At 66.8% G+C, this 23,693-nt stretch carries 19 protein-coding genes; 17 read left to right on the forward strand and 2 right to left on the reverse strand.

The window, feature by feature from the left end; translation table 11 throughout:
- The first annotated feature begins 29 nt into the window (after window positions 1-29).
- The 3 genes from lexA (at window position 30) to ACT54L_RS15355 (ending at window position 6,362) form a co-directional block, all read left to right on the forward strand.
- Entirely contained in the window at window positions 30-737 is a 708-nt protein-coding gene (gene lexA, locus ACT54L_RS15345; RefSeq protein WP_476086500.1) for a transcriptional repressor LexA, read from the forward strand.
- Between the two features lie 194 nt (window positions 738-931).
- A complete protein-coding gene (locus tag ACT54L_RS15350) occupies window positions 932-3,874 on the forward strand; it encodes a Hint domain-containing protein (RefSeq protein ID WP_476086501.1) in 2,943 nt (980 codons plus the stop codon).
- A gap of 331 nt (window positions 3,875-4,205) precedes the next feature.
- Window positions 4,206-6,362, forward strand: coding sequence for a Hint domain-containing protein (locus ACT54L_RS15355; RefSeq protein WP_476086502.1), 2,157 nt, complete (start codon window positions 4,206-4,208; stop codon window positions 6,360-6,362).
- A gap of 144 nt (window positions 6,363-6,506) precedes the next feature.
- On the opposite strand, the gene ACT54L_RS15360 is transcribed toward ACT54L_RS15355, so the two are convergent.
- The gene (locus tag ACT54L_RS15360) at window positions 6,507-8,792 is read right to left on the reverse strand and encodes a ComEC/Rec2 family competence protein (RefSeq protein ID WP_476086503.1); all 2,286 of its coding nucleotides are present in this window, start codon (window positions 8,790-8,792) and stop codon (window positions 6,507-6,509) included.
- A 112-nt stretch (window positions 8,793-8,904) separates the two neighbouring features.
- Between ACT54L_RS15360 and gltX the strand changes: the two genes are divergently transcribed.
- From gltX to surE, 8 genes are all read left to right on the forward strand, one after another.
- Window positions 8,905-10,320 (forward strand): glutamate--tRNA ligase, encoded by a 1,416-nt coding sequence (gene gltX, locus ACT54L_RS15365; RefSeq protein ID WP_476086504.1) that lies wholly within the window; start codon window positions 8,905-8,907, stop codon window positions 10,318-10,320.
- Between the two features lie 29 nt (window positions 10,321-10,349).
- Complete coding sequence (locus tag ACT54L_RS15370; RefSeq protein WP_476086505.1) at window positions 10,350-10,583, forward strand: sulfurtransferase TusA family protein; 234 nt, start codon at window positions 10,350-10,352, stop codon at window positions 10,581-10,583.
- 32 nt (window positions 10,584-10,615) lie between these two features.
- A complete protein-coding gene (locus tag ACT54L_RS15375) occupies window positions 10,616-11,689 on the forward strand; it encodes an ABC transporter ATP-binding protein (RefSeq protein WP_476086506.1) in 1,074 nt (357 codons plus the stop codon).
- 70 nt (window positions 11,690-11,759) lie between these two features.
- The gene (locus ACT54L_RS15380) at window positions 11,760-11,999 is read left to right on the forward strand and encodes a twin-arginine translocase TatA/TatE family subunit (protein WP_476086507.1); all 240 of its coding nucleotides are present in this window, start codon (window positions 11,760-11,762) and stop codon (window positions 11,997-11,999) included.
- Window positions 12,000-12,060: 61 nt separating this feature from the next.
- A complete protein-coding gene (gene tatB, locus ACT54L_RS15385; protein WP_476086508.1) occupies window positions 12,061-12,750 on the forward strand; it encodes a Sec-independent protein translocase protein TatB in 690 nt (229 codons plus the stop codon).
- On the forward strand, window positions 12,747-13,547 hold the full coding sequence (tatC, locus tag ACT54L_RS15390; protein WP_476086509.1) for a twin-arginine translocase subunit TatC: 801 nt from the start codon (window positions 12,747-12,749) through the stop codon (window positions 13,545-13,547). The genes tatB and tatC overlap by 4 nt, the downstream gene beginning before the upstream one ends.
- A gap of 124 nt (window positions 13,548-13,671) precedes the next feature.
- Entirely contained in the window at window positions 13,672-15,072 is a 1,401-nt protein-coding gene (gene serS, locus ACT54L_RS15395; protein ID WP_476086510.1) for a serine--tRNA ligase, read from the forward strand.
- Window positions 15,073-15,111: 39 nt separating this feature from the next.
- Window positions 15,112-15,879 carry a 5'/3'-nucleotidase SurE gene (surE, locus tag ACT54L_RS15400; protein ID WP_476086511.1) on the forward strand — a complete coding sequence of 256 codons (768 nt, stop codon included), beginning with the start codon at window positions 15,112-15,114 and terminating at the stop codon, window positions 15,877-15,879.
- A gap of 27 nt (window positions 15,880-15,906) precedes the next feature.
- On the opposite strand, the gene ACT54L_RS15405 is transcribed toward surE, so the two are convergent.
- Window positions 15,907-16,704: a gamma-glutamylcyclotransferase family protein gene (locus ACT54L_RS15405; protein ID WP_476086512.1), complete on the reverse strand. Its 798-nt coding sequence runs from the start codon at window positions 16,702-16,704 to the stop codon at window positions 15,907-15,909.
- A 320-nt stretch (window positions 16,705-17,024) separates the two neighbouring features.
- Between ACT54L_RS15405 and ACT54L_RS15410 the strand changes: the two genes are divergently transcribed.
- From ACT54L_RS15410 to ACT54L_RS15435, 6 genes are all read left to right on the forward strand, one after another.
- On the forward strand, window positions 17,025-18,065 hold the full coding sequence (locus tag ACT54L_RS15410; RefSeq protein WP_476086513.1) for an HpcH/HpaI aldolase/citrate lyase family protein: 1,041 nt from the start codon (window positions 17,025-17,027) through the stop codon (window positions 18,063-18,065).
- A 159-nt stretch (window positions 18,066-18,224) separates the two neighbouring features.
- Entirely contained in the window at window positions 18,225-18,548 is a 324-nt protein-coding gene (gene hspQ / locus ACT54L_RS15415; RefSeq protein WP_209105436.1) for a heat shock protein HspQ, read from the forward strand.
- 227 nt (window positions 18,549-18,775) lie between these two features.
- Complete coding sequence (locus ACT54L_RS15420) at window positions 18,776-19,684, forward strand: LysR family transcriptional regulator (RefSeq protein WP_476086514.1); 909 nt, start codon at window positions 18,776-18,778, stop codon at window positions 19,682-19,684.
- 103 nt (window positions 19,685-19,787) lie between these two features.
- Window positions 19,788-20,669 carry an NAD(P)-dependent oxidoreductase gene (locus ACT54L_RS15425; protein WP_476086515.1) on the forward strand — a complete coding sequence of 294 codons (882 nt, stop codon included), beginning with the start codon at window positions 19,788-19,790 and terminating at the stop codon, window positions 20,667-20,669.
- A complete protein-coding gene (locus tag ACT54L_RS15430) occupies window positions 20,669-22,207 on the forward strand; it encodes an aldehyde dehydrogenase family protein (RefSeq protein WP_476086516.1) in 1,539 nt (512 codons plus the stop codon). Before ACT54L_RS15425 ends, ACT54L_RS15430 begins: the two co-directional genes overlap by 1 nt.
- Window positions 22,208-22,294: 87 nt before the next feature.
- Window positions 22,295-23,674, forward strand: a complete 1,380-nt coding sequence (locus ACT54L_RS15435; RefSeq protein ID WP_476086517.1) for a DUF3100 domain-containing protein — start codon at window positions 22,295-22,297, stop codon at window positions 23,672-23,674.
- Window positions 23,675-23,693 lie beyond the last annotated feature (19 nt).

Here is a 23,693-nt window from a genome sequence, read left to right on the forward strand (position 1 = left end):
CGGGGCTGCCGGCTGGGACGGGATCTGCGATGCTGACACGCAAGCAATATGACCTGCTGCGCTTCATTCATGAACGCCTGAAGGAGACGGGGGTGCCTCCCTCCTTCGACGAGATGAAGGAGGCGCTGGACCTGCGGTCGAAGTCGGGCATCCATCGCCTCATCACGGCGCTGGAAGAACGCGGCTTCATTCGTCGCCTGCCCAACCGGGCCCGCGCGCTGGAGGTGGTGCGCCTGCCGGACAGCGTTGCGCCGGCCCTGGGCACGAGCCGCGCCAAGGGCTTCTCGCCCTCCGTGATCGAGGGCAGCCTCGGCCGGGTGCGGCCGCCGGTGGATGACGAAGAGGATGTGGCCACCACTGTCGCCGTGCCGGTGATGGGCCGCATCGCGGCCGGCACGCCCATTTCGGCCATCCAGAGCCGCAGCCACACCCTCAACCTGCCGCCCGACATGCTGGGCGTGGGGGAGCATTTTGCCCTGGAAGTGCGCGGCGACAGCATGATCGAGGCCGGCATCCTGGATGGCGACACCGTGCTGATCCGCAAGTGCGACACCGCCGATACCGGGGACATCGTGGTCGCCCTGGTGGATGACGAGGAAGCCACCTTAAAGCGCCTGCGCAAGAAGGGCGCCTCCATTGCCCTCGAGGCGGCCAATCCCTCTTATGAGACCCGAATCTTCGGGCCGGACCGGGTTCGGATCCAGGGGCGGCTTGTGGGCTTGATGCGTCGTTACTGAGTGGGGGCCGCAAGCTTGCAACCAGTGATACATTCGTTCGAGTGAACACGCCTGCCGGGAAATTCTCCCTGTCGGTTCGTGAAACTTTTTGACCACATTGCCCGCCGCGCCAGATTCCTTTCTGGAACGCCTTGAATGTAAGGCGGTAAGCTAGACAGTAGAGCCATCTATACGCCGCATGTGGGGAGGCGGGGGTGGCGACTACAGTTGTCTATGCGACGGGGGACGGTGCTATCGTTCAGGGCGATAGCGGGTTTAATATTCTCTATGGCACCAATGAAGCTCAGACGGCGCAATATAGCGGCCTGACGATTAAAGGGGCGGGTGCCGAGGACACCATCTACGGCGTCAATATGATCGCCTCCACCGCCTATGGGAATGCGGGGGACGACGTCCTTTACGCCGGGACATCCAGCAATTCCTCGTTTTACGGTGGCATTGGCGAGGACATCCTCTACGGCGACTCCTCGCAGAATAATACGTTCTACGGCGACGCCGGCATCGACAGCTTCTATGGCGGGAGCTCTGTAAATGCCACCGTCTATGGCGGCGGCGGGGCCAATACCTATTTCGGCGACAACGCGTCAGGCACCATCACCTATACGGCCGGCAATGATGGCGACACGGTCTATGCCGGTGCGCTTGAGGCTGGCTCCACGCTGCATGCCAATGGCGGGACGGGAGCGGATACCTTCTTGGGCAACACCGCCCAGGGCGAAGTGACCTTCGCGGGTGGCGGGGGAGACGACGTCTATTACGTCAATAACGCCGCCAATGTGGTCATCACCGATAGTTCCGGGTCCGATAGCGTCTTTTTTGACGGGACACCCAACCAATACACGACGTCCGCCTCTGGTGACACGCTGACCATATCAACGGCAGGCCAGACTGTGACGATGCAGGGAGTAGAGAATATCTACTTCAGCGACGGCAACGGCGGCTACATCGGCTATACCGATGAGGAACTCTCGACCCACGTGTTCTATGCGTCCGCAGATGGCGAAACGGTCCAGGGCACCAGCGCCACCGAGACCCTCTACGGCACCAATGAGGATGGGACCGCACAGTATTCGAACCTGATCATCAACGCCGCCGGTGGCAACGACACCATCTATGGCGGCAACATGACCGCCTCCAGTGCCTACGGCAATGCGAACAACGACGTTCTCTATGCGGGAACGTCCAGTCACTCCAGCTATTATGGCGGGGTAGGTAACGACGAATTTCACGCCGATTCTTCAACTTATGCCAGTTTCTACGGTGACGGCGTCACCGACACCTTCCATGCCGAAACATCCAATAACGGCGCCTTTTATGGCGGTGCCGGCATCAGCACGTTCTACGGCGACAGCGCCACGGGTTCCGTTCAATTCTATGGTGGCAATGCCGGCAATACGGTCCATGCCGATGAGATCGCCCGCGGCGCGACGCTGAATGCCTATGGCGGCACTGGCGCGGATGAGTTCCACGGCGACAGTGCGCAGGGCTTTATCAATTTCTACGGCGGGTCGGGCAACGACACTTATTATGTGGAGAGCGCCGCCAATGTGACCGTCAGCGACAGTGGCGGCACGGACAGCCTCTATCTCAGCAGCGGCGAAGGCACCTACACGTTCGAGTTCGACGCCTCCAACAACAATGCCGTGTCCCTCAATACGGCGGGCGATACACAGGTCGTCTACGCACAGGGGGTTGAGAATTTCTACTTCAGCGACGGCCATGGCGGTTACGTTCAATACACCTACGAGGAATTGTCCTCCCACGAATTCTATGCATCAGGCAACAACGAGACCATCATCGGCACGTCCGATCCCGACGAGATCCATGGCACCAACCAGGACTATAGCGGCCAATATACCGGCCTGACCCTTTATGGGCAGGGCGACAATGACAGCATCTATGGCGGCCTGATGGGCAACTCCACCGCCTATGGTGGGGCGGGCGACGACTATATGAGCGGAGCCTCTTCCTACCAGTCCGTCTTCTATGGCGGCACAGGCGACGACGTGCTCGTCGGCGGGGGCGTCAACAACACCTTCTATGGAGGTGATGGCCTCGACCAGATTTATGCGAGCTCCTCGGAAAACGGCTCCTTCTATGGCGACGCGGGAAGCAACACCTTCGACGCCGGCATGGCTGTGGGCTCCGTCACCTATTATGGCGGCGACCAGGGCGACATCATCAATGCCAGCCAGATCGGAGCCGACACCACGCTGAACGCCTATGGCGGCAGCGGCTCCGACCTGTTCAATGCCCAGGGCGCATTGGGCAGTGTCAACTTCTATGGCGGCGAGGGGTCCGACATCTACCACGCCGACGGCGCCAACAATGTGAGCATCGTCGACAGCGGGGGAACGGACACCCTCTATCTCGACTACAGCTACAGCCGCTACGACTTCACTTTCGACAAGGATATTCAGGCGGTCAACATGGACGACTCTGGTGGAAACCAGAACGTCTATGCGCAAGGCGTCGAGGACTTCTATTTCAGCAACGGCGACGGCACGTACACGCACTACACCTATGATGAACTCGCCTGCTTCCTCGAGGGCACGCGCATCCGCACGCCGGACGGAGCAGTGCCGGTGGAAGCGCTGAAGGCCGGCGACCTGGTGCTGACCACCACGGGCGAGGCCCGCCCCGTGCTGTGGCTCGGGCGGCGCGCGGTTGAGACCCGCCTCGCCCATCCCCTCACCGCTCTGCCCATCCATATCCGGCCGGATGCGCTGGGCCGTGGCCTGCCGGCGCGCGACCTCTTCGTCTCGCCGGACCATGCCTTCTTCATCGGCGGCATGCTGATCCAGGCGGGCGCGCTGGTGAATGGCGTCACAGTCACGCGCCATCGCGACTTGCCGGAGACCTTCACTTACTACCACGTGGAACTTCAGGACCACGATCTGATCTATGCGGAAGGCCTCCCGGCCGAGACCTTCATCGACAATCTCGAGCGCGAGACTTTCGACAATGCGGCCGACTTCCCCGGCCGCACGCGCCCCGCCGTTGAACTGGACCTCCCGCGCGTAAAATCCCGCCGCCAGATGCCCAAGGTGCTGGCGCGGGCGCTAGCGGTGCGAAGCGCACGCATGGCCGAGGGCATGCGTGCGCTCGGCGGACAAGATCGCGCCCTGGCGGGATAAGGCGCAGCCAGAAAGCAGCCTCTCCCCGTCACAAGGGAGAGGCGCAGGGGTGCCCCGCAAGTGCCCTGTACACGCCCGGATCACGCGACCCGGGCGTTCTGCCGAACCCATGCCCGCCGCGTCGCGGGTGCGGGCATGCGAGGCTCGCAAGACATCGAACACCGGCTGTGGATGCCGATGTGGCGTCCCGAAGAGGGCGCCAATGCCTGCGTCGAAGATGGGGGCCTTCATCCTTGGGCGCCGCTGATGCGGCGGCGCGCCCAAGCGCCATCGGGCTCCAGTTTTCCAAAAATCATGAGGGGCGAAATCGTTCGCCGAGTGGGGGATGGGGATGGCTGATATCTATACGTCGGAAAACAACCAAGTCGTCACTGGAACCGAAGAGGACGACAACATCACCGCGACCAACAGGTCGCTGGAGAGCTTCAACAATCTGACGATTAACGGTAACGGCGGAGACGACCAGATCGACGCCGCCCAGACATCCCTCTCCACCATTTATGGTGATGCGGGTGACGATACGCTCCATGCCGCCTCGTCCTATAAGACGGACTTTTACGGGGGCGATGGAAACGACATTCTGCATGCCGACAATTCGGACGAAGGAACATTCTACGGCGGCAGCGGGCATAACAGCTTCTACGGAGACAACGGCCAAGGAAACATCTCCGTTTATGGCGAGGGCGAGGACGATACGTTCTACGCCGGGACGGGATCGGGCAATTTCTCGTTCTATGGTGGCGATGGCGCCAATGCCTTCTTCGCGGGTGGGGCACCGGACACCTCGACAAGCGTCTATGCCTATGGTGGTGGCGATGGCGACACCTTCTACGGTGGCAGCCATCAAGGTACGCTGGAATTCTATGGCGGAGGCAGTGATGACCTGTTTGTTGCCCGCACAGCCGACCACATGGTGGCGGATGGAGGAGAGGGTGAAGATGTCGTGGTCTTTGACTCTCTGCTTGGCGCCTATGCCATAACCTTTGATACATCAACGCACTCTGTGACGCTCACGATCGAGGGGCAGCAAAGCGTCACGGCAGTGGATGTGGAAACGTTTTACTTTAAGAATAGCATTGGCCGTTACGAAGAATACACGTATGACCAGCTCGCCATTGCGGCGCATGGAACGTCCAACTATTTTGCGTCCTATAACGGTGAAACCGTCCAAGGCTCTTCAGGGGCCGACAATATCAACGCGACCTACTCGCAATCGATCAATTTCAACGATCTGACGCTCCATGGCAATGGCGGCAATGACGAGATGTGGGCCGCGGGCACGTCATCCTCCACGGTCTATGGCGACGCCGGTCAGGATGTGCTGCATGCCGAACAGTCCCAGGGCACTGTGTTTTACGGCGGCGATGGCGATGACGAGTTGTACGCCGAGGAGTCGAAAGACGCGACCTTCTACGGCGACGACGGGAACAACGCCTTTTTTGGTGGCAGCGCTACGGGGACGGTGAATTTCTTCGGCGGTGACGGGGACGAATATTTCTCCGGCGATTTCGCCACCGGTAACGTCAATTTCTACGGCGGAGAGGGGTACAACGCTTTCCTCGCGGGCGAGGGAGGAAGCGGCGCCTCAACCCTGGCCGCATATGGCGGGACAGCAGACGACAGCTTTTACGGGGGCAGCTACCAAGGGACCCTGAACTTCTCGGGCGGCGGAGGTGAGGACAATTTTTTTGCCGAAAATGCAAATAAAATGTACGTTGAAGGAGATACGGGAACAGACTCTGTCTATTTCGAGAATGCTCTCAGCTCATACACCGTAGATTTCTATTCATCCGGCCATGTCATGACCTTCTACATGGAGGGTAAGCAGGATGTCATAACGACCAATGTCGAGTATTTTTATTTCAAGAATAGCGAAGGCAGGTATGATAAATACACCTATGACGAATTGGCGTGCTTCCTCCAGGGCACACTGATCCGCACGCCCTCGGGCGAAGTGCCGGTGGAGACGCTGAAGGCCGGCGACCTTGTTCTGACCACGACGGGGGAGGCCAAGCCCGTGCTGTGGCTTGGACGGCGCGCGGTTGAGACCCGCCTCGCCCATCCCCTCACCGCCCTGCCCATCCACATCCGGCCGGACGCCTTGGGCCGTGGCCTGCCGGCGCGCGACCTCTTCGTCTCCCCCGACCACGCCTTCTTCATCGGCGGCATGCTGATCCAGGCGGGCGCGCTGGTGAATGGCGTCACCATCACCCGGCACCGGGACCTGCCGGAGACCTTCACCTATTACCATGTGGAGCTTCAGGACCACGACCTGATCTATGCCGAAGCCCTTCCCGCCGAGACCTTCATCGACAATCTCGAGCGCGAGACCTTCGACAATGCGGCCGACTTCCCCGGCAGAACCCGTCCCGCGGTGGAACTGGACTTGCCGCGCGTGAAATCCCGCCGGCAATTGCCCAAAGTGCTCGCGCGCGCCTTGACCGAGCGCGCCGCCCGCGCCGCGGAGCGCGTGGCCCGCTCGGCCTGACCGCCGGGATCGCGCGCGATCGTTTGGGGAGAGCAGGTTCGCCCAAGGCGGTGCATGTCCGAGGTTCAAGGGACCGCTGAGATGCACCGGCTGCGGTGCCGCGCCTGCCCTTGACGACAGCGGGCTTGAACGGCGCCCGGGGGCCTAACGGCCGGCGCTGGCGGCATCCTCCTGGGCGGCCACCGAACTGTCGGCGGGCGCCTCTGATGGCGTTGCCTCCCCCTCCGGGCGCCGGGGCATCCAGGGCCTTTGGGTGCGCGCGGGGCGGCTCGAAACCTCGCGCCAGCTCCCGTTCGGAGCACGCACGAGGCCGAGCGTTCCGCCCGCCGCGAGGTTCTGCGGCGTGAAGAGGCGCGCTGCGCATGGGCTGGCGGGGCGCACCGGGGTCACCACCATCTCGGCCGTGGCGCAGGCGGAGGCCAACGCCTCGCCCCGTCGCACCAGGGCGATGGTCCCCCCGCCCGGCATAAGCGCCGTACACACGGCCCGGGTGCAACGGAAGGCTGCAGCGAGGCCCTTGTCACTGGCTTTTCGGGCATCCCCCTCCCTGTTCAACCATTGTTCGGCGAGGAACCGATTGCTGCCCGCACCGGCGATGGAGAGCAGTCCATCCGACGTCCGCACGGCCAGGGTCCGGGCGTCTGGCGCCACCAGCACATCGAACCGTTGCGGCGGCCCCGCAAGCAGAAGGGCACACCCCGCCGGCAGCAGGGCGAACCAGGTGAGGCTGCCCCGCAGGAGGCAGGCCGTGGCGAGCGCAAGGGCGGCCAGCCCTGCCGACCCCGCCCCCACCACCTGGGTGTGGAGGGAAGCGCCCGGCAACGCCGCCACATGGTCTGAGACGGACAGCATCACCTCGATGCCGAGCCCCATGGCGGGCCAGGCGAGGCTGTCCCATCCGAAGGGCAACAGCAGCACACCCAGCAGGCCGAACGGCATGACGAGGACCGACACTGCGGGCATGGCGATCAGATTGGCGAGCAGCCCATAGGGGGCCAGCCGCTGGAAATGCATGGCGCCGAACGGCGCGGTGGCCAGGCCCGCCACCAGGGAGGTGAAGGCGAGCGCGCCGAAAAAGGCCAGCGCCTTCATCGCCAGTCGGGCCGGCAGCCCCTCCACCGGGCGCCGGGCGAAGAGGGGGCGTCCCCGCTCATAGGCCGCCACCAGGGCCAGGGTTGCGGCAAACGACATCTGGGTACCGGGATCGAGCACGGACACTGGCGAGACCGCCAGCACCAGGACGCCGGCCACCGCGACGGTCCGCAGGTTCAAGGCCGCCCGGCCCACCAGAATGCCCAGCAGCACCACTGCCGCCATGATGAAGGAGCGCTGTGCCGGCTCGTCATTGCCCGACAAAGCCAGATAGCCCGCGCTTCCCAGCAGCGCCGCGCCCGCGGCCACGGACTTCACCGGGAAGGACAAGGCCAAAGGGGGAAACAGGGCAAGGCCGGCCCGCACCAGGGCGAAGAGCGTGCCGGCCACCATGGCCATATGCAGCCCGGAGATGGACAGCACATGGGTGAGGCCGGACTGGCGCATGCTTTCCTCCACCTCCGGCGCGATGGAGGCGCGTTCGCCCGTGACCAGGGCGACGGCAATGTCGGCCGGCGGGCCGGTGAGGACGGCGCGGATGCGCGTCGCGAGTGCGCGCCGCACGTCAGCCAGCGCCGCCGCTCCCTTCACGGAAAGGGGCGGGGGCGTGTCGATGCGCGCAACCCGAGGCCGCCCGAGGCCGAACCCCACGGCGCCGATGCCGTCGAACCAGGGCATGCGGCCGAAGTCGTGCGCGCCCGGCATGGCCGGGCCGAAAGGCGGCAGAAGGCGCGCCAATTGGCTGATGGGACTCCCCTCCGGCGGGGCCGACCCACGTAGAAGAGAGAGGCGCACCCGTTGGGGCACCTCGGCAAGCCCACGCCCCTCCGCACGGACCACATAAAGCACGACCCGGTCCGCCGTGGCACGGCGCTCGCGGGCTTCCACATAGCCCGTGAAGCGCACGGGACCCTCGGGCGGAGCGATGACCGGATGGGCGATGCGGGCCGTCTGGGCGGTCGCGATGAAGAAGCCGCAGAAAAAGGCGGCGGTGCCACAAAGGAGGGCAAAGGAGAGCGGGCGGGCGCGGGCAAGAGCCGCGAAGCTCATCGCGGCGAGAAGCGCCCCGCCCGCCGCCCAAAGGGAGGGCTCGCGGTCGGCGCCGAAATAGGCCAGGATCCCGCACACAAAGGCCACGGGCAGCCACAAGATCAGGCGCCCGGACCCGACCTCAGCCCACAGATCGGCCAGAAGGCGCGCCCGCAGGCGCTCCAGAAGGGTGGCGCCGGGCAAGGCGAGGCTGAGCTCGGGCGCAAGGACCCCCACGGCGGCGCCGGCGCGCGGCGGCGCCCGGCCCGTCCGGTTCCTGTCCCTGCCCTCGTCCGCCCCCCGATCCATGCGGCGCGTTCCTTCGGGTGTGCGCCTATGCTACATGGGCGCCGATCCTGCGCCAGCCGTCCCTGACCGACGGCGGTCGGCGCGCCCTGGAACCCTCCCGCGGCCGAGCCTGATGTCCGATATCGTCACCCGTTTTGCCCCCTCCCCCACCGGCTTCCTGCATATCGGCGGCGCCCGCACGGCGCTGTTCAACTGGCTCTATGCCAAGGCCAAGGGCGGCCGGATGCTGCTGCGCATCGAGGATACGGACCGCCAGCGCTCCACCACGGAAGCCATCGACGCCATCATCGACGGCCTGCGCTGGATGGGCATCGATTGGGACGGCGAGGTCATCTACCAGTTCGCGCGGGCCGAGCGGCACCAGGCGGCGGTGGCGGAGATGCTGGCGCGCGGCAATGCCTATCCCTGCTTCGCCACCCCGGAAGAGCTGGACGAGATGCGCGAGACCGCCCGAAAGGAGGGCCGTCCGCCGCGCTATGACGGCCGCTGGCGCGATCGTGATCCCTCCGAATTCCCGACCGACCGCAAGCCCGTGATCCGCCTCAAGCCCCCCCGCGAGGGCGAGACGGTGATCGAGGACATGGTGCAGGGCACCGTCACCTTCCCCAACAAGGACCTGGACGACTTGGTCCTGCTGCGCTCCGATGGCACCCCCACTTATATGCTGGCGGTGGTGGTTGATGACCATGACATGGGCGTCACCCACATCATCCGGGGCGACGATCACCTCACCAATGCGGCCCGCCAGACCCAGATCTATCGCGCGCTCGGCTGGGACGTGCCGGCCATGGCGCACATTCCCCTGATCCACGGGCCGGACGGCGCCAAGCTTTCCAAGCGCCATGGGGCGCTGGGCGTCGATGCCTATCGCGACATGGGCTATCTGCCGGCGGCGCTGCGCAACTATCTGGTGCGCCTGGGCTGGAGCCATGGCGACCAGGAGGTCTTCTCGACCGCCGAGATGGTGGAGCATTTTGATCTCGACAAGGTCGGCCGCTCGGCCGCCCGCTTCGACTTCGCCAAGCTCGAAAACCTCAACGGCCAGTATATGCGCGCCACCCCGGACGCGGAATTGCTGGAGGCGGTGGAGGCCCTGCTGCCCCATCTGCCGGACGCGAAGGTGCGCCTGGCCCGCATGACGCCGGAGCGCCGGGCGCAGTTGCTGGCGGCCATGCCGGGCTTGAAGGAGCGGGCCAAGACCCTGGTGGAACTTCTGGACAGCGCGGAATTCCTGTTCGCCGAGCGGCCCTTGCCCATCGAGGAGAAGGCCGCCGCGCTCCTCACCGACGAGGCGCGCGGGCATCTCGCCAAGCTGCTCCCGGCGCTGGAGGCGTCCGAATGGACCGCCGCCGCGACCGAAGGCGTGGTGCGTGCCTATGCCCAGGAGGCCGGCGTCAAGCTCGGCGCCGTCGCCCAGCCGCTGCGAGCCGCCCTCACGGGACGCACCACCTCGCCGCCCATCTTCGACGTGCTCACCGTGCTCGGCCGCGAAGAGAGCCTCGGCCGGCTGAAGGACCAGGCGGCGTGAGCGGGAGCGGGGCAGCGGAACCGGCCGACTTGGCCGAACCGGCCCCGGTGCTCGACCTTCGGGGGCTGAAATGCCCCCTGCCCGTCCTGCGCACCCGCAAGGCCTTTGCGGGCCTTCCCGCCGGCGCGCGGCTGACCGTGCTGTGCACCGACCCCATGTCGGCCATCGACATACCCCACCTCATGCACGAGACCGGAAATCGGGTCGAAGGCCGGGAGGTGACCGAGGGCGTGCTGACCTTCCACCTGCGCAAGGTAGGCTAGAGCGGGACGGACCGAATTTGGGAGCCCATGCCATGGCCCTGCGCCAGCGTACGCCCGCCTCCATCGCCAAGGACCTCGCCTTCGAGGCGGTGCGCCTGTCCTATGGCGCGAAGGAAGCCGTGCGCGGAGTGAGCCTGCATTTGCTGCCGGGCGAGGTCATGTGCCTGCTCGGGCAATCGGGCTGCGGCAAGACTTCGCTGCTGCGCCTGGCCGCCGGCATCGAGCGGCCGCAATCGGGCAGCGTGCGCATTGATGGGCAGGAAATGGCCGGCCCCTCCGTCTTCGTGCCGCCGGAGCAGCGGGGCGTCGGGCTGGTGTTCCAGGACTATGCCCTCTTCCCGCACATGACCAATCTCCAGAATGTGATGTTCGGCCTTGCCCGCCTCGGCCGCGCGGAGGCAGAAGGCGAGGCGCGCCGGGCGCTGGAGCGTGTGGGGCTGGCCGATGCGGCCGCGGCCTATCCCCATGAATTGTCCGGCGGCCAGCAGCAACGCATCGCGCTCGCCCGCGCCCTTGCCCCCCGCCCGGGCATCCTGTTGCTGGACGAGCCCTTTTCCGGCCTCGATCGGCGCCTGCGCGATCAGGTGCGGGCGCAGACGCTGGGGGTGCTGCGGGAGGCGCGCGCCACCTGCATGATCGTCACCCACGATCCCGAGGAAGCCATGCGCCTCGCCGACCGCATCGCCTTGGTGCGGGACGGCGAACTGGTGCAGATGGACCGGCCGGAGGCGCTTTACCGCACGCCGGCGGACCTTGGGGTTGCCCGTTTCTTTTGCGAGCTCAACGAGGTGCCGGGGGTGGTGCGCGGTGGCCGGGTGGAAAGCCCGCTCGGCGTGTTCGCGGCGCCCGATCTCGCCGATGGGCGGGCGGTGGTGGCCGTGCGCCCGCAAGGGCTTTCGCTGCGCCCGGCGGGAGAGGGGCCGACGGGACGGGTGCGCGACCGGCGGTTCCTGGGCGAGCTGGAACTGGTGGAGGTATCTTTCGCCGATCTGGACCGCCCCCTGGTGATCCGCCTGCGCCAGGCGGGTGACGCAAGGCCAGGCCAGGATGTGGGCATCGCGGTGGATCCGGGGGAAGTCCTTGTTTTCGCCTCTTCCGGGTCCTAGTGTCGCCGTTCGAAACGGGAGAGCCGGCGCCGCCGCCTCCAATCATAAGAGTTCTCACGGAGGGTGAGTGATGGGTTCGATGAGCATCTGGCACTGGATCGTGGTGCTGGTCGTGGTGCTCCTGCTGTTCGGGCGCGGCAAGATTTCCGACCTCATGGGCGACGTGGCCAAGGGCATCAAGTCGTTCAAGAAGGGCATGGCGGAGGACGACACCACGCCGCCCAGCCAGACCCCGGCCGCCCCCGAGGCGCCGCGGAACATTCCGCACCAGACCACCACTGCGCCCGAGGGTGAGAAGAAGCCGGTCTGATCGCGGTTTGCGTCACCAAGGCAGGGAGGGCGGCCTGAGCGCCGCCGGCGGGTAGCCTCCTATGTTCGACATCGGCTGGTCTGAGCTGATGCTGATTGGCGTTGTTGCGCTGATCGTCATCGGCCCCAAGGAGCTGCCCTCCGTGCTGCGCACGGTGGGGCGGACGGTTACCAAGGTCCGCCGCATGGCGGGCGAGTTCCAGGGCCAATTCCAGGATGCCCTTAGGGAAGCAGAGCTGTCCGAAGTCCGGAAGGAAATCGGCGACATCGCGGAAGGCGCCCGCAAGACCTTCCCCGGCACCGAGGTGTTCGATCCCCTGCGCTCCATTCGCGAGGAAATCCGCTCGACGGTGACCGGCATCGCCGCTCCCGCCGCGACGGCAACTCCCGCAACCGTGGAGGCCGCGCCCACCCTTCCCGTGGAGCCGGCGCCCCTGCCCGATCCGCTCCAGGCGGTGCGCGACGAGATTCGCGCCGCCGTCGAGAAGGGCGTGAACCCCGCCATCGCCCGCGCCGCGCCGGTCGCTGCGCCGTTGACGGACCTTATCCTGCCCCTGCCCGAGCCGCCGGCCGAGCCGGTGTTCGATTTCCCCGAGGCGGTGCCCGCAGAGCCGGCGCCCCTCTCGACCGCTGCCCTTGAGGCGCCGGCAGAGGGCGCAACGGTGCCCGTGGATCCGTCTCTTCCGTCCGACCCGGCGTCCACGCCCGAGGCGGATGATCCTCTCTCTCAAAGACCCGGACACTCCGCATGAGCGAGGAGGATGACATCGACGCCTCGAAGGCGCCGCTGATCGAGCATTTGATTGAACTGCGTTCGCGGCTCATCAAGTCGATCATAGCCTTCCTGGTGGCCTTCTTCGCCTGCTTCATGTTCGCCAAGCAGATCTACAACATCCTGCTGTGGCCCTATGAGTTCGCCTCGGGCTTCGCGCCGGGCGTGAAGCTGATCTACACCGCGCCCCAGGAATTCCTGTTCACCCAGATCAAGCTGGGCATGTTCGGCGCCGCCTTCATCTCCTTCCCGGTGGTGGCGACGCAGGTCTACATGTTCATGGCGCCGGGGCTCTACAAGCATGAGAAAGCGGCCTTCCGGCCCTATCTGATCGCGACCCCCATCTGCTTCCTGCTGGGCGCGATGTTCGTCTATTTCGTCGCCATGCCGCTGGCCATGACCTACTTCCTGTCCATGCAGCAGGCGGGGGGAGACGGGCGCGCGGAAATCTCGCTGCTGCCCAAGGTGAGCGAATATCTCTCGCTCATCACCACGCTGATCCTGGCCTTCGGCGTGTGCTTCCAGCTGCCGGTGATTCTCACCCTTCTGGCGCGCATCGGCATTCTCACGTCCGACCAGCTCAAGAAGGCGCGGCGCTATGCCATCGTCGGCGTGTTCATCCTCGCCGCCGTGCTGACCCCGCCGGACGTGGTCTCGCAGCTCGCCCTTGCGATCCCGACGCTGCTTCTCTACGAGGTCTCCGTCTATCTGGTGCGCTTGGTCGAGAAGCGCCGGGCGGCGGAAGAGGCGGCACGCGAGGCCTCCTCGGCCAGCTGACGGCACGCGGCCTTCGCCCTTTTCGTCCTCGGGCGACGGCCCCCTCCCCGGCCGCGCGGCTTTGCGCGCGCGGCCTTGCCAGTTGAGGGCCGGCGCCCGGCTTTCGGTCCCGGAGTTCGGTCCCATGCACGACATCAAGTGGATTCGCGAGGCGCCCGAGGGCCTGGTTGAGGCGCTGGTGCGCCGGCAGGTGCCGCAGGCGGAAGCGGTGGCGCTGCGCGACCGGCTCATCGGCCTCGACGAGGACCGCCGCGCCCGCCTGACCACGCTGGAGGGCCTGCTCGCCCGCCGCAACGCCGCCTCCAAGGAGATCGGCGCCGCCAAGGCCGCCAAGGACGAGGCCAAGGCCGCATCCCTCATGGCCGAGGTGGCCAGGATCAAGGAAGACGTGCCGGCGCTGGAGGCCGAGGTGAAGGCCATTGAGGCGAGCCTCACCGCCGAGCTTGCCGCCATCCCCAACGTGCCGCTCGCCAGCGTGCCGGAGGGCAAGGACGAGCACGACAATGTGGAATTGCGCGTGGTGGGCGAAAAGCGCGCCTATGCCTTCACGCCCAAGCAGCATTTCGAGGTGGGTGAAGGCCTCGGGCTGATGGATTTCGAGACCGCCTCCAAGCTCTCCGGCGCGCGGTTCGTGGTCAATAAGGGGTCGCTGGCGCGCCTGGAGCGGGCGCTCGGCCAGTTCTTCCTGGACGTGCACACCGGCGAGCATGGCTATACCGAGGTCAACCCGCCGCTGCTGGTGCGCGACGAGGTGATGTTCGGCACGGCACAGTTGCCCAAGTTCAAGGACGATCAGTTCTTCGCTACCCGGTGGCTCTCCAATGAGGGGTCCGCGGAGATCATGTCCTCTGTCCTTCGCGGCACAGACGAACAGCTCGAAAATGCTCTCGAAAAGGAGCGTCTCTCCACCGAAGGGCTCTGGCTCATCCCCACCGCCGAAGTCCCGCTCACCAATCTCGTCCGCGAGGCCATCCTCTCCGAGGACGAGCTGCCGATGCGCCTGACCGCCTGCACCCCGTGCTTCCGGGCGGAAGCGGGCGCGGCGGGGCGCGACACGCGTGGCATGATCCGCCAGCACCAGTTCACCAAGGTGGAGCTGGTCTCCATCACCACGCCGGAAAAGTCGCAGGAAGAGCATGAGCGCATGCTGGCCTGCGCCGAGGCGGTGCTGAAGAAGCTGGACCTGCATTATCGCGTGGTGACGCTCTGCACCGGCGACATGGGCTTTGCCTCCCAGAAGACCTACGACATCGAGGTCTGGCTGCCCGGCCAGAACGCCTTCCGGGAAATCTCGTCCTGCTCCGTCTGCGGCGATTTCCAGGCCCGGCGCATGAATGCCCGCTTTCGGGCCAAGGACGGCAAGGCCCCGCGCTTCGTCCACACGCTCAACGGCTCGGGCGTGGCGGTGGGCCGGGCGCTGGTGGCGGTGCTGGAAACCTACCAGCAGGAGGACGGCTCGGTCGCCGTTCCCGACGCGCTGCTGCCCTATATGGGCGGCGTGACCAAGCTGGAAAAGGTGAAGTAAGGCGCCTCCCCCGAAGGCGGCACAGACAAGGAAGAGGCCATGCGGATCCTGGTGACCAATGACGACGGCATCCATGCGCCGGGGCTCGATGCCTGCGCCCGCATCGCCGCCGCCTTGTCCGACGACGTATGGGTGGTGGCGCCCGAATTCGACCAGTCGGGCGTCGCCCATTCCCTCTCCCTGAGCGACCCGCTGCGCCTGCGGCAGGTGGCCGAGCGGCGCTTTGCCGTGAAGGGCACGCCCACCGACTGCGTCATCATGGCCGTGCGGCATCTGCTCGCCGACCAGCCGCCTGACCTGGTGCTCTCGGGCGTCAACCGGGGCCAGAACATCGCCGAGGATGTGAGCTATTCCGGCACGGTGGCGGGCGCCATCGAGGGCACCATCCTCGGCATCCCGTCCATCGCTTTGTCCCAGGCCTTCGGCCTGAAGACGCGGGAAAACCCCAGCTACGGCACCGCCGAGGCCCATGCCCCCAAGGTCATCCGCACCCTGCTGGAGGAGGGCATCCCCGCCGGCATCGTGATGAATGTGAACTTCCCCGACCGCCCGGTGGACGAGGTGACCGGCATTGCCGTCACCGCCCAGGGCAAGCGCGACCAGAAGCTCATGCGCATCGACGAGCGGCGCGACGGGCGGGGCAATCCCTATTTCTGGATCGCCTTCGAGCGGCGGGTGTTCGACACCGTGCCTGGCTCGGACCTGCGGGCGCTGGATGAGGGCCGCATCTCCGTCACCCCGCTGCGCATCGACCAGACCGACGAGCCCTTCATGACCCGCCTCGCGCAGGTTTTTGAAGAGAGCTGAGGGTTCGTGGAAAGCTGAGTCCCGGGGCTATTTGACGCCCTCGGCCGCCGGCGCGCGCAGGATGCGGGCGGCATAGTCCTCGCTATAGAGGCGGTTCGGGAAGGCCGCCGCGGCGGGCTGGGTACGGGCCAAGATCTCGTCAATGCGCCCGGCCTCCGGCAGGGCGATCCAGGGCCGGCGGGCCGTGGTTCGGTCGTTCAACCAGAAGCGCCCCCAATCAAAAGTGGTGGCCACCAGTTCGCGCGCGAACTCGGCGCCATATTCCAGCGCCCCCTCCAGCACCAGGTCCACATAGGACTGGACGATGGGATGGTCGGCGTCGGGCAAGAGCGGTGGCGCGCTGGCGGCGGTGATGGATTTGGGCACATAGGCCCAGATGACGCCGTCGGGCGGCAGGCCCTGCCAGGAGACGCCCTCGATCACCTCGCGCGGCACCGCCACCCGGTCATAGCCGCTTTCGCGCCGGTCGAAGCGCGGCAGGCTCTCGGCATCCACGGGGAAGACCACGCCATTGATGCTGCTCGGTTCTTCACCGGACTTGGCGGGGCGCAGGCCCAGCGCCGTGAAGCCGGAGGAGGAGCGCGCCACCCAGGAGCGCACATAGCCGAAATCAGGCGAGACCCGCGCCGACACCGCATCGATGCGCCCGCGCCCGGTGGCCTCGCGGGAGGGCGTGTTGATGAGCGAGCCATAGCCGAAGATGAAGTCCTTGGGTCCGTCCGACGGGCGCCGGCCCCAGAAATTCTCGGCCCATGCCGGCGAACGGCCGACCAAGGCCAGCCCCGCTGTGGCGCCCAGCAAAGCGCGGCGTGTCAGGCGTGTCATGCTCCCTCCCTGCCGCCTCCACCGGCGATGCGGCTTCCCTCTCCCACGGGCATCCGCGCCCGCATCGGGCTCCGGTCCACGTCAGGAACATACGCAAAAACAGCGGGCTGGCGAACGCCCGTTGAACCGGGCTCGATCCCGCGCGCGCCGGATGGCTGGGCATCCCCGCGCCGGCCAAGAGAGGGGGCGGAAGCGGCCCCGGAAGGCTGCGACATCTCGTCCGACCGGGAAGGGAGGATGCGCGAATGTTGCACTGCAACTAACCTCTTGCCGGAAGCCGGTGCCTGTCCCATTCTGGCCTCAGTCTAGAGGGGATCCCAATGAAATTGCCGCGTAACTTCTTCAAGCCGCTCGCCATCGGGGCGCCCGCGCCCTATCGCGAGCTTCCGGTGCGGCTGGAGCGCATGATTCATTTCGTGCCCCCGCACCTGGAGAAGCTGCGCGCCAAGGTGCCGGACCTGGCCAAGCAGGTGGACGTGGTGCTGGGCAATCTGGAAGACGCGATCCCGATCGACGCCAAGGGCGCGGCCCGCGCCGGCTTCATCGAAATGGCCAAGAGCACGGATTTCGGCTCCACCGGCCTGTGGACCCGTATCAACGCGCTCAACAGCCCCTGGGCGCTGGATGATGTGATCGACATCGTGGGCGCCATCGGCGCCAAGCTCGACGTCATCATGCTGCCCAAGGTGGATGGCCCGTGGGACATCGCCTATCTCGACCAGCTTCTGGCCCAGCTTGAGGCCCGGCATTCCGTGGGCAAGCCCATCCTCATCCACGCCATCCTGGAGACCGCCGAGGGCGTGAAGAATGTGGAGGAGATCGCCGCCGCCTCCCCGCGCATGCACGGCATGAGCCTTGGTCCTGCCGACCTTGCGGCCTCCCGCGCCATGAAGACCACGCGCGTGGGCGGCGGCCATCCCGATTACATGGTTCTGGCCGATCCCGATGGCGACAAGCCCCGCACAGGCTTCCAGCAGGATCTTTGGCACTATACGGTGGGCAAGATGGTGGACGCCTGCGCCGCCAACGGCATCAAGCCCTTCTACGGGCCGTTCGGCGACTTCTCCGATTCCGCCGCCTGCGAGAGCCAGTTCCGCAACGCCTTCCTTCAGGGCTGCGTGGGCGCGTGGTCGCTGCACCCGAGCCAGATCGAGATCGCCAAGCGCGTCTTCAGTCCCGATCCGGCGGAAGTGGCCTTCGCGGTCAAGATCCTGGAGGCCATGCCCGACGGCACGGGCGCGGTGATGATCGACGGCAAGATGCAGGATGACGCCACCTGGAAGCAGGCGAAAGTGATCGTCGACCTGGCGCGGATCGTAGCTGCCAAGGACGCCGAGCTCGCGAAGGTGTACGGTTTATGAACGGCGGGACGTGAGTCCCGCCCAAGGTCAAGGAGGTGGAACATGCCGCAGGACGATAAGGCCCGGAGCACCGGCCGCGCTGCTGTGCGCATAAGCAACGCCTCGTGGACGGGCGAGCCGGCGTTCGCGCCGGCATCTCCCGACGAACGGGATCGAGAAATGCGCCAGGCGAAGTTCAGGATTGGCGAGGTGGTGCGTCACAAGCACTTCCCCTTCCGGGGCGTGGTGTTCGACGTGGACCCGGTCTTCGACAATACCGAGGAATGGTACCAGGCCATTCCCGAGGAGATCCGGCCGCACAAGGACCAGCCTTTCTACCACCTGCTGGCCGAGAATGCGGACAGCGAATATGTGGCCTATGTCTCCGAGCAGAATCTGGAGCGCGACACCTCCGACGAGCCGGTGCGCCACCCAAAGGTGGCGGAGGCGCTGAGCGAGGATGGCGAAGGCGGCTGGCGCATGCGGCGCGATATGCTGAACTGACCACCGCGCGTTATTGATTTCGCAAAAGGCGCCCCTTCGGGCGCCTTTTTCAGTTCGGCCCCTGGCCCGCCCCCGCACGGACGATGCTTGCACAGGGATTTAAGATGCCCCGTTAAGGCGTTGAGGGCGCATGGCATTTCGAGGCAGCACGGCGCGCCCTATACTTCCCGCGCGATCCGGCCCAGTCTCACCTCATCTTCACCTTGGCCACTCGCCCCAGCCACTCCATGCATGATCGCGCCCTGAAATATCTCCTCGCAGTGGTGCGCACCGGCTCCGTCCGCGCGGCGGCGGAGGTGCTGAATGTGGCGGCGTCGGCGGTGAGCCGGCAGATCATCGACCTGGAAATCGAGGTGGGCCAGCCACTGCTGGAGCGGCTGCCGCGGGGCGTCGTGCCGACGGAGGCGGGCCGCATCGTGGCTGAGCATGCCCAGCGGGAGGCCGACGAGCGGGGCCTCCTGGAAGACCGGCTGCGCCGCCTCCAGGGCGTCGAGCAGGGCACGGTCCGCCTGTGTTGCGGCGGCGGCTTCCTGGTGGATTTCATGGAGCAGGGCCTCGCCCGCTTCGCCCAGACCTATGGCGGGGTGAGCTTCAAGGTGACGCTCAGCACCACCGACGGCATCCTCGCCGCCATCGCGCAGGGGGATGCGGACATCGGCATGGCCTATAATCCGCCCGGCCATGGGGATGTGCGCAGCATCGTCACCGCCCGCCAGCCGCTGTTCGCCGTGGTGCCGCACGACCATCCCCTGAAGAGCAGCGCCGGCCCGGTGCCCCTGAGCACCTTCGCGGCTGAGCCCGCCGCCCTCTGCCCGCCGGACCACGGCATCCGCCAGATGCTCGGCCGTGTGGAGGCGGACCATGGATTTCGCCTCATCAGCCGGCTGGAGACCACCTCCTTTGAACTGCACCGGCGCTTCATTGCCGGCGGGCTCGGCGTGGGCTTCCTGCCGCGCTTCGTGGTGGAGGAGGATGTGAGGGCGGGCGCCATGCGGCTCATAGCCTTGCGCGATCCGCTGCTCGCCGAGGCGCGCACGCACCTCTTGCTGCGCGCCGGCCGCCGCCTGCCAGAAGCGGCCCGGCGCCTGGCCAACCATCTGGCGGAACACATGATTGCGTTCCAGGGCGTGGTCTGAGCCAAGCGTGTTGCCAAAATCCGCACAACGAGTGCGAAAAGTCATTCTTGTTGCAACGGTTGATTCTTGAGATCCGTCGATCAGGCAAACGACGGACCTTCTCATGAACATGGAACAGATCGGGGTCATCGGCCTCGGCAATATGGGCCTCGGCATGGCCGCCACCCTGGCGGGCAAGGGCTTCACGGTCATCGGCTTCGACATCAGCGAGACCCGGCGGGCGCCCGCCGAGGCGGCCGGCATTCGCTTCACGACCACCCTTTCCGACATCCTGTCGTCCGCCGACGCCATCGTCTGCTCCCTCCCCCTCGCCCGCGACGTGGAGCAGGTGCTCACCACCGACGGCGATCTTCTGGAACGCCGCGACCGGAAGGTTGTGGTCATCGACACCTCCACCTCCGATCCCGCCACCACCCGCCGTCTTGCGGCCCGCCTCGCTACGGCCGGCCATGCGCTCCTCGACGCCCCGGTCAGCGGCGGCCCCTCCGGCGCGGCGCAGGGCACCCTCACCATGATGGTGGGCGGCGCGGCTGAGGATTTCGCGCTGGCCGAGCCGGTGCTCTCCGCTCTGTCCGCCAAGGCCATCCATGTGGGCCCCTCGGGCGCGGGCAATGTGGCCAAGCTCGTCAACAACATGCTGGTGGCCGCCCATCTGGTGGCCATGGGCGAGGCCATGCGCCTGTCGGAGGCAGCCGGCCTCTCCGCCCAGGAGGCCATTGCGGTGGTGAACACGGCCAGCGGCCGCAGCGCGGTCAGCGAGGTCATGTTCCCCCGCTGGGTGCTGCCCAACACCTTCGACAGCGGCTTTTCCGCCGGCCTCATGCGCAAGGATGTGCGCCTGGCCCTTGAGTTGGCCGCCGAGACCGGCGTGAGCCTGCCCCTGTGCGCCCATGCGGGCGAAATCTGGGGCGCCACCCGCACCTCCATTCCCGACACCGCCGATTTCACCCGCATGGCCGATTATCGCGCCAAGGATGCCGCCTGATGCTTGAGGTTCATCACTCCGAAGGGGCGCGCCGCGCCCTCGCCATCCTCGCCGGCTTCCTTCCCGAAGGGCGCATCGGCTCGGTGGTGGCGGGCGAGGTGCTCGCCGGTACCGGCGCCGCCCTCGACCTGACCAACCCCGCCGATGGCCGCGTCTTCGCCGGCTTCGCCGATGCCGGCGCCCCGGTGGTCGACGCCGCCATGGACGCTGCCCGCAAGGGCCAGGCCGCCTGGTGGGGCATGACCGCCGCCGCGCGGGGCCGGGCCATGTGGGAGATCGCCCGACTGGTCCGCCAGAATGCCGAGGCGCTGGCCGAGCTTGAGACGCTCTCCGCCGGCAAGCCCATCCGCGACACCCGCGGCGAGGTGGCCAAGGTGGCGGAGATGTTCGAATATTATGCCGGCTGGTGCGACAAGCTCCACGGCGAGGTCATTCCCGTCCCCACCTCGCACCTGAATTACACCCGCGCCGAGCCCTTCGGCACGGTGGTGCAGATCACCCCCTGGAACGCCCCCATCTTCACCGCCGGCTGGCAGATCGCGCCCGCCATCTGCGCCGGCAATGCGGTGGTGCTGAAGCCCTCCGAGCTGACTCCCCTCACCTCTCTGGCGCTGGGCATGCTCTGCGCCCGTGCCGAGGGCGTCCCGGCCGGCCTCGTCAATGTGCTGGCCGGCGCCGGCCCCACCACGGGCGCCGCTGCCGTCGCCCACCCCGAGACCCGCCTCGTGGTGTTCGTGGGCTCGGCCGAGGCGGGGGCGCAGATTGCCGCTGCCGCCGCGCGGGCCATCGTGCCCTCGGTGCTGGAGCTGGGCGGCAAGTCGGCCAATATCGTGTTTGCCGATGCCGACCTCTCCCGCGCCATCCTCGGCGCGCAAGCGGCCATTTTCGGCGGCGCCGGCCAGAGCTGCGTCGCCGGCTCGCGCCTCCTGGTGCACGCCTCCATCCATGGCGAGTTCGTGGGGCGGCTCGCCGCCGCCGCCAAGCGCATCCCCACCGGCCTTCCCACCGATCCGGCCACCCAGATCGGCCCCATCAACAACCGCCGGCAGCTCGACAAGATCTCGGGCATGGTGGACGCGGCGGTGGCGGCCGGCGGGCATCTGGCGGCGGGCGGCGCCTGCCCGGATGAGCTGAAGGCGACGGGGGGCTTCTTCTACGCCCCCACGATCGTCGACGGCGTCACCCGCGAGGCCGCCATCGCCCGCGAGGAAGTGTTTGGCCCGGTGCTGACCGTGCTGCCGTTCGAGGACGAGGCGGAAGCCGTCGCGCTCGCCAATGCCACGCCCTATGGCCTTGCCGGCGCGGTGTGGACGCAGGATGTGGGCCGCGCCCACCGGGTGGCCGCGCAGGTGCGCGCCGGCACCTTCTGGATCAATGGCTACAAGACCATCAACGTCGCCTCCCCCTTCGGCGGCTTTGGCCGCTCGGGCTTTGGCCGCTCGTCGGGCCGCGAGGCGCTCATGGCCTACACCCAGACCAAGAGCGTGTGGGTGGAGACCGCCGAAAAGCCCGGCGTCGCCTTCGGATACGTGGGCTGACGTCGGGACGCCTTCAAAAAACAGCCCCGGGGTGCACCGGGGCTTCGCCTTCCAGCATGGACACTCGATCTTCAGGGGAGCAGCATCATGAGCGGAGCATCGGTCGAGGCACGAAACGTGTCGCCACCAGGACTGGCATTGGATGACATGGAGGCGCCCGCGGGCATGAGCGGGCGCGTGCGCCTGTTCCTGTTCGCGCTGGCGGCAGTGCTGATTGCCGAGGGCATCGGCAATGTCACCATCCCGCTCGGCTCCAGCAAGATCGTGCTGCTGCCGCTGCTCTGGGCGCTGCTGGCGGGCGCCGCCATCGGCCTTGCCGCCCCGCGCCTGCCGGGTGCGCTGAAGGTGTCGCTGGCGGAGCAGCGCCTCGCCTCGGCCTTCCTCCAGCCGGCCCTGATGCTCTTCATCGCCAAGCTGGGCCTGCTTGTGGGCGGCTCTGTTCCCAAGATCCTGTCGGCGGGCTGGTCCCTCGTGTTCCAGGAATTCGGCCATTTCTTCGGCACCATGGTGTTCGGCCTGCCGGTGGCGCTGCTTCTGGGCATCAAGCGGGAAGCCATCGGCGCCACCTTCTCGGTGGGCCGCGAGCCGAGCCTCGCCATCATCGGCGAGCGCTTCGGCATGGACAGCCCGGAAGGGCGCGGGGTGCTGGCGGAATACATCACCGGCACCGTGTTCGGCGCGGTCTTCATCGCCATCCTGGCGAGCCTGGTGGCCAGCCTGAACATCTTCAATCCCCTGGCGCTGGCCATGGGTGCGGGCGTCGGCTCGGGCAGCATGATGGCCGCGGCGGCCGGCGCCATCGCCGCTCAGCAGACCCCGGAAATGGCCAAGGATGTCGCCACCTTCGCGGCGGCGAGCAACCTCATCACCACCACCATCGGCACCTATTTCACCCTGTTCCTTTCGCTGCCCTTCACCATCTGGGCCTATGGCAAGCTGGAACCGATCCTCGGGCGCGGCCGCAGCATCGCCTCGGCGCCGGAGGCGGCAGCCCCCACCGAGGCCCCGCATGGCGAGGTGCGCCTGGGTCTCCTCGCCATCCTGGCCGGCTGGGTGCTGATCGGCGCCTATGGCCTCATCGGCAACTGGATCACCTACAAGACGCCGGTGGACGGGCAGGTGATTGCCGGCATGGCCATCATTCTGGGGGTCGTGCTGGCGGGCTGGGGGCTTTATCTGGCGACCGCCCGCAAGCTGCCGGCGGTGGTGTGGGTGTCGGTGATCGGCATGGCGCTGACCTATCCGGCCAATCCATGGGCGGCCGACATCGCCGCGCTCACCGGCAAGATCAACTTCCTGGCGCTGGCCACCCCCATACTGGCCTTTGCGGGCCTGTCCATCGCCAAGGATGTGCCGCTGTTCCGGCGCCTGGGCTGGCGGATCGTGGTGGTGTCCCTGATGGCCAATGCGGGCACCTTCATCGGCGCGGCCCTGATTGCCCAATTCTTCATGCACACCCCGATCTGAGACAGATCGGCATCGCGGA

Source organism: Aquabacter sp. DMC10, from assembly GCF_056314145.1.

Excerpts from the sequence above, each read along its gene's own strand:
- gltX (WP_476086504.1), top strand. The coding sequence starts at position 8,905 with ATGTCCGATATCGTCACCCGTTTTGCCCCCTCCCCCACCGGCTTCCTG.
- lexA (WP_476086500.1), top strand. The coding sequence starts at position 30 with ATGCTGACACGCAAGCAATATGACCTGCTGCGCTTCATTCATGAACGC.
- serS (WP_476086510.1), top strand. The coding sequence starts at position 13,672 with ATGCACGACATCAAGTGGATTCGCGAGGCGCCCGAGGGCCTGGTTGAG.
- ACT54L_RS15425 (WP_476086515.1), top strand. The coding sequence starts at position 19,788 with ATGAACATGGAACAGATCGGGGTCATCGGCCTCGGCAATATGGGCCTC.
- ACT54L_RS15420 (WP_476086514.1), top strand. The coding sequence starts at position 18,776 with ATGCATGATCGCGCCCTGAAATATCTCCTCGCAGTGGTGCGCACCGGC.
- ACT54L_RS15375 (WP_476086506.1), top strand. The coding sequence starts at position 10,616 with ATGGCCCTGCGCCAGCGTACGCCCGCCTCCATCGCCAAGGACCTCGCC.
- ACT54L_RS15410 (WP_476086513.1), top strand. The coding sequence starts at position 17,025 with ATGAAATTGCCGCGTAACTTCTTCAAGCCGCTCGCCATCGGGGCGCCC.
- tatB (WP_476086508.1), top strand. The coding sequence starts at position 12,061 with ATGTTCGACATCGGCTGGTCTGAGCTGATGCTGATTGGCGTTGTTGCG.
- ACT54L_RS15355 (WP_476086502.1), top strand. The coding sequence starts at position 4,206 with ATGGCTGATATCTATACGTCGGAAAACAACCAAGTCGTCACTGGAACC.
- ACT54L_RS15430 (WP_476086516.1), top strand. The coding sequence starts at position 20,669 with ATGCTTGAGGTTCATCACTCCGAAGGGGCGCGCCGCGCCCTCGCCATC.
- ACT54L_RS15380 (WP_476086507.1), top strand. The coding sequence starts at position 11,760 with ATGGGTTCGATGAGCATCTGGCACTGGATCGTGGTGCTGGTCGTGGTG.
- ACT54L_RS15435 (WP_476086517.1), top strand. The coding sequence starts at position 22,295 with ATGAGCGGAGCATCGGTCGAGGCACGAAACGTGTCGCCACCAGGACTG.
- ACT54L_RS15405 (WP_476086512.1), bottom strand. The coding sequence starts at position 16,704 with ATGACACGCCTGACACGCCGCGCTTTGCTGGGCGCCACAGCGGGGCTG.
- surE (WP_476086511.1), top strand. The coding sequence starts at position 15,112 with ATGCGGATCCTGGTGACCAATGACGACGGCATCCATGCGCCGGGGCTC.
- tatC (WP_476086509.1), top strand. The coding sequence starts at position 12,747 with ATGAGCGAGGAGGATGACATCGACGCCTCGAAGGCGCCGCTGATCGAG.
- hspQ (WP_209105436.1), top strand. The coding sequence starts at position 18,225 with ATGCGCCAGGCGAAGTTCAGGATTGGCGAGGTGGTGCGTCACAAGCAC.
- ACT54L_RS15360 (WP_476086503.1), bottom strand. The coding sequence starts at position 8,792 with ATGGATCGGGGGGCGGACGAGGGCAGGGACAGGAACCGGACGGGCCGG.